Source organism: uncultured Megasphaera sp. (assembly GCF_958350005.1).
GTDB lineage: Bacteria > Bacillota > Negativicutes > Veillonellales > Megasphaeraceae > Megasphaera.
In genome coordinates, this window is sequence record NZ_CATWFF010000144.1 from 1 (window position 1) to 5,029 (window position 5,029).

Sequence of the window (5,029 nt, forward strand, 5' to 3'; positions counted from 1 at the left end):
GAGTAGGTACGTATCATTGCGTCTTAGGAAGGAGTTACGCATAGTGACAAATAAAAAAATTAAATTAAAAAAACGGTCCGGTCCGGCAGCCCGCATTCACCGCGGTTTGTCCATGCCTGTTGGTCCCGGATCTGATGACAGTACGGTCAGTTTCCGCAGTCTTGCAGAACTGAAAGCCAAATATTTTGTATTTACAGGCCGCCTGCGCCGCCGTCCCTTTATTATGCGCACCCTTATTCTCATGGCGGCACAGTTTTTCTTTTCCTTTATTTTGTACAGCCGTTTTGTGGAAGCTGTGCTGATTGGCCGGCAGGATTTCGCCATTGTATTTGCCATTATTTTTCTCGTACTTACTATTCCTGTCGTATGGGCCCAGCTTTCACTGGGAATGCGCCGCTGCCATGACATGAATAAACAGGGCGCCATGTTCATTATTCCCTTTATCAGCTATATCCTCAGTTATATTTTCCCCATTGCTGCGCTGGATACGGCGGCTACGGCAGCACAGTCCATCATGGCTGTTACGTATCTGGCTTTGTTTACTGTTCGGGGAACAAATGGTGACAATGCATATGGAAAAGAACGGATGCGGTAGCATTTTCCCGATAAACAGGGTATAATAATCGGGAATCTAATGAAGCAGGGGAGACAGGGCATGAGTATACCAATGATAAAACTGAATCATATGAGCCATGCATATCAGGATGAAGAGGGAAAAACGGTTTATGCCGTTAAAGATATATCTCTGACCATTGAAAAAGGGGAATTTGTCGCCATTATCGGTACCAATGGTTCAGGAAAATCGACGCTGGCCAAGCATTTTAACGTCTTGCTGACGCCAACAGAAGGAACTTGCGAAGTATGCGGCATGCGGACGGATAACCCGGATAATATATGGAATATCCGGCAGCATGTGGGTATGGTATTTCAGAATCCAGACAATCAGATTGTTGCCGCTGTCGTGGAAGAAGACGTGGCTTTTGGACCGGAAAATCTCGGCGTTCCGTCTGAAGAAATTCGTCATCGTGTCCGTGATGCCCTGAAGCGGGTCAATATGACCATATATGCCAAGCATGGCCCGCATCTGCTGAGCGGCGGCCAGAAGCAGCGCGTGGCCATCGCCGGCATTCTGGCCATGCAGTCGCAGTGTATCGTTCTCGATGAACCGACAGCCATGCTGGATCCTGTTGGCCGAAGCGAGGTAATGGCGACGATTCGCCAGCTCAACAGTGAAGGAATTACGGTTATTATTATTACCCATTTCATGGAAGAAGCAGTCCAGGCAGATCGGGTGGTCGTCGTCAATCAGGGCCGCGTTCAGATGGATGGAACGCCGCACAGCGTTTTTTCTCATGTCCATGAACTGCTGGACATGGGGCTGGACGTACCGGCAGCTGCGGAAATTGCAGCAAAACTGCGGGAAAAAGGGGTTGCCCTGCCGGATACTATTATTACGAAAGAAGAATTGGGAGAAGCATTATGTCGATTACGTTAGAACACGTCAGCCATACGTACGGCGCAGGCTCACCGTTTGAAAAAAAAGCGCTGAATGATACGTCTGTAGAAATCCATGCTGGCGAATTCGTCGGCATTATCGGGCATACAGGTTCGGGAAAATCGACGTTTGTCCAGCTGCTGAACGGCCTGGTTCAGCCTACGGAAGGCACCGTATATGTAGACGGCACGGATATTTCACAGAAAAGTGATGCCGCTATGGCAGCCCGCCATAAAGTAGGCATGGTGTTCCAGTATCCGGAGTATCAGCTGTTTGAAGAAACCATTGCCAAGGATATTGCCTTTGGACCGCGGAATTTCGGACTCAGTGACGCAGACGTGGAAGAACGGGTGCGGGAAGCGATGGAATTCGTCGGACTGGATTACAAAACCTATGCAGACCGGTCTCCATTCCGCCTGAGCGGCGGCCAGATGCGCCGCGTGGCCATTGCCGGCGTCATTGCCATTCATCCGGACTATTTGATTCTCGATGAACCGTCAGCTGGCCTGGATCCCATAGGGCGGCGGGAAATTTTTGCTGAAATTCAGCGGTGGCATAAAGAAAAGGGGATTACGGTAATTCTCGTATCCCATAATATGGAAGATATTGCCCAAATGGCCGACCGGCTCCTTGTTTTGTCCCATGGAGATATTGTTCTGGATGGAAAACCGCTGGATATTTTTTCAACGCAGCAGGAGGCGCTTCATCAGGCCGGCGTCTCCGTGCCGCCTGTGACCGGCGTTTTGCAGTATCTTCAGCAGCAGGGGCTGCCCATTACCGATCGGGTCCATACGGCAGATGAAGGGGCCAATGTGATTTATCAATGGATAAGGGGGCTTGATCATGCTCACTGATATTACACTGGGACAGTATTTTCCCGGCACGTCGTTTCTGCATCATCTGGATCCCCGGGCCAAGATTATAGGCACGATGATTTTCATCGTAGCTATCTTTTTTGCCGATTCTCTGGCTTCATACGGCGTGGTTACCGCTTTTGTCGTGCTGAATTACATCATATCACGATTGCCGTTGAAGCTTATTCTTCGGTCACTGAAGCCACTGTGGATCATTATTATTTTTACCATGGCAATTCACGTGTTTTCTACGCCTGGCGAAGTATTGTGGCAATACGGATTTATTCATATAACGAAAGAAGGTATCTATCAGGGCAGTCTTATGACAGCCCGGCTGGTCTACCTCATCGTTTTTTCGTCACTGCTGACATATACGACATCGCCTATTGTTCTGACAGACGGTATTGAACACCTGCTCATGCCGTTTAAGCGCGTCGGCGTGCCGGCTCATGAACTGGCCATGATGATGACCATTGCCCTGCGGTTTATACCGACCTTACTGGAAGAAACGGACCGGATTATGAAAGCCCAGACGGCACGGGGGGCTAACTTTACGAGCGGCAGCCTGTGGAAGCGGGGCAAAAACATGATTCCCCTTCTCGTACCGTTGTTTGTCAGTGCCTTTCGCCGGGCCGATGAGCTGGCAACGGCCATGGAAGCCCGCTGCTATCGCGGCGGTGAAGGGCGGACGCGAATGAACGAACTGGCCTATACGTATCGCGACGGCATTGCCATGACGGCGGTCATTGTTGTTACGGTTATTCTGGCTGTCATGCGGTGGGGCCTATGAAGAAGAACATCTGCCTGACTGTTGCCTATGACGGAACGGACTTCCACGGTTTTCAGCGCCAGACGAATGCGTCGTCTGTTCAGCTGTGCATTGAGCAGGGACTGTCTGCCATTTTCCGCAGTCCCATTACTATTTACGGCGCTGCCCGGACCGATGCCGGCGTGCATGCCCGAGGTCAGGTCGTCAATTTTTATGGAGAAGGGTCCATTCCGACGGAGAAGATTCCTTATGCCATGAAAGGGTATTTGCCGCCGGAAATTGCCGTCTTGTCTGCACGGGATATGCCGGAACACTTCAGTGTCCGTCATGATAATGTGGGGAAACATTATTGTTATACTATTGATAATCAGCGCATCCACGATCCTTTTCAGCTGCGGTATGCCTGGTTTATTCGCAAGCCCCTGGATCGGCAGGCCATGCAGGCCGGTGCGGAAATCCTGCTGGGGACCCACGATTTTTCAGCCTTTGAAGGGCAGAATACGACGCCCATGAATCCAGTCAAGACCATGTACGGCATTATCCTGACCGAACGGGGCAGTCTGCTGGATATTCATGTCATTGGCGATGGCTTTCTGTATCACATGGTACGAAATATTGCCGGCGGCCTTGTCGATTTGGGGCTCCATCGCCTGGAGCCAGACGAATTTCGCCGTATTTTGGACGGCAGGGACCGAACCCAGCTCGGCGCTACGGCACCGGCCCGGGGGCTGTGTCTGGAGGAAGTGTTTTACCAGGATCAGCGTATGCAGCAGGTCCTGCAGAAACTGCAAATTGAACAGATAGGAGAGAAGCGCAAATAATGTCACGTCATATAGAGGTCATTGCGCCTGATGACCGGGATAAAATCCGCAAGATTGGCTTTGTCCATTTTATGTCTATTTCTACGTTTGCCGCATCCATGGGGTACTGCGGCATGTGCTTTGGCTGGCGAATGGCCCATGAACTGTGGGGAGTGCCGGCTGTTATTGGCGAATTTTTCGGTTTTTGTGCTCTCTTGTTTTATATACTTATTTTTTCCCGGTATTTTCATAAGTGGCGTGTTGATTCCGAAGCTGTACGGGCGGAATGGGACAGTCCGACAAAAATCAATTTTTTCGGCACCTTTAACGTGTCGACAGTGCTGCTGGCAGCTGTGCTGGCTCCCTATACGCCCACGATTGCCAGCATCTTCTGGTATGCCGGTCTGATTCTTATTATGGTATTCAGCTGGATTCTGCTTGAATACTGGCTGTACAGCCGTCAGCAGGTCGAATCTGTCACGCCGGCCTGGATTTTGGCCGTCCTGGGGCCTATTACGATTCCCATTGCCGGCAATGTCCTGCAGAATCCGGGATATCACGATATATCCATATTTTGCGTTGCCATTGGGCTGGTCACGGGCATTCCCCTGATTTTTCTCCTTTTTGCACACAGCCTGTTTGCCAAAAATATGACGGCCAATGCCGTACAGCCGAGTCTGATGATTCTCATGGCGCCTTTTGGCATGGGCTATATTACGTATACCCAGACCTTTGCGCCTGATACCTTTACGGTGCTGTTTATCAATGCCGGCATCTTTCTGTTCTGGCCTATAGCCATTAAGATTCTGTACGTCATGCGCCATTCACCGTTCTGTATGGGCTGGTGGGCCTGCAGCTTCCCTACAATGGCCTTTACGAACGGCGTTCTTCACTACAGTGTAGATCATCCCGTCCTGTGGACGAAGGGACTGGGCATATTTCTCCTGTTGTTTGGCACCTCTCTGATCCTGTATCTTTCGTTTAAAACGATCTGGGCAGCTGTCCATAAGACCCTCTGGAAGTTATACTGAGACGCGCAGCAGCGCGTCTTTTTTCTGAATATGTAGAAAAAGTTGCGCCATATAGCCTGTCAATAGGAAGAAGATATGCT

The 5,029-nt window shown here is 50.3% G+C and carries 6 protein-coding genes; all 6 read left to right on the top strand.

Annotated elements, in window-relative coordinates; all coding sequences use genetic code 11:
* The first annotated feature begins 43 nt into the window (after positions 1-43).
* The 6 genes from Q3886_RS08230 to Q3886_RS08255 are packed head-to-tail and all read left to right on the top strand — an operon-like array spanning position 44 to position 4,949.
* Entirely contained in the window at positions 44-595 is a 552-nt protein-coding gene (locus Q3886_RS08230) for a DUF805 domain-containing protein (protein ID WP_301860878.1), read from the top strand.
* Between the two features lie 60 nt (positions 596-655).
* Complete coding sequence (locus Q3886_RS08235; protein ID WP_301860879.1) at positions 656-1,495, top strand: energy-coupling factor transporter ATPase; 840 nt, start codon at positions 656-658, stop codon at positions 1,493-1,495.
* Positions 1,480-2,349: an energy-coupling factor transporter ATPase gene (locus Q3886_RS08240; RefSeq protein ID WP_301860880.1), complete on the top strand. Its 870-nt coding sequence runs from the start codon at positions 1,480-1,482 to the stop codon at positions 2,347-2,349. Before Q3886_RS08235 ends, Q3886_RS08240 begins: the two co-directional genes overlap by 16 nt.
* Entirely contained in the window at positions 2,339-3,139 is an 801-nt protein-coding gene (locus Q3886_RS08245; protein WP_301860881.1) for an energy-coupling factor transporter transmembrane protein EcfT, read from the top strand. The genes Q3886_RS08240 and Q3886_RS08245 overlap by 11 nt, the downstream gene beginning before the upstream one ends.
* Positions 3,136-3,939, top strand: coding sequence for a tRNA pseudouridine(38-40) synthase TruA (gene truA / locus Q3886_RS08250; protein ID WP_301860882.1), 804 nt, complete (start codon positions 3,136-3,138; stop codon positions 3,937-3,939). The genes Q3886_RS08245 and truA overlap by 4 nt, the downstream gene beginning before the upstream one ends.
* Positions 3,939-4,949 (top strand): C4-dicarboxylate ABC transporter, encoded by a 1,011-nt coding sequence (locus Q3886_RS08255; RefSeq protein ID WP_301860883.1) that lies wholly within the window; start codon positions 3,939-3,941, stop codon positions 4,947-4,949. Before truA ends, Q3886_RS08255 begins: the two co-directional genes overlap by 1 nt.
* Positions 4,950-5,029: the final 80 nt, after the last annotated feature.

What these genes read in the sequence shown, in the direction of transcription:
- Q3886_RS08235 (WP_301860879.1), top strand. Translation starts at nt 656, where the DNA reads ATGAGTATACCAATGATAAAACTGAATCATATGAGCCATGCATATCAG.
- truA (WP_301860882.1), top strand. Translation starts at nt 3,136, where the DNA reads ATGAAGAAGAACATCTGCCTGACTGTTGCCTATGACGGAACGGACTTC.
- Q3886_RS08255 (WP_301860883.1), top strand. Translation starts at nt 3,939, where the DNA reads ATGTCACGTCATATAGAGGTCATTGCGCCTGATGACCGGGATAAAATC.
- Q3886_RS08240 (WP_301860880.1), top strand. Translation starts at nt 1,480, where the DNA reads ATGTCGATTACGTTAGAACACGTCAGCCATACGTACGGCGCAGGCTCA.
- Q3886_RS08245 (WP_301860881.1), top strand. Translation starts at nt 2,339, where the DNA reads ATGCTCACTGATATTACACTGGGACAGTATTTTCCCGGCACGTCGTTT.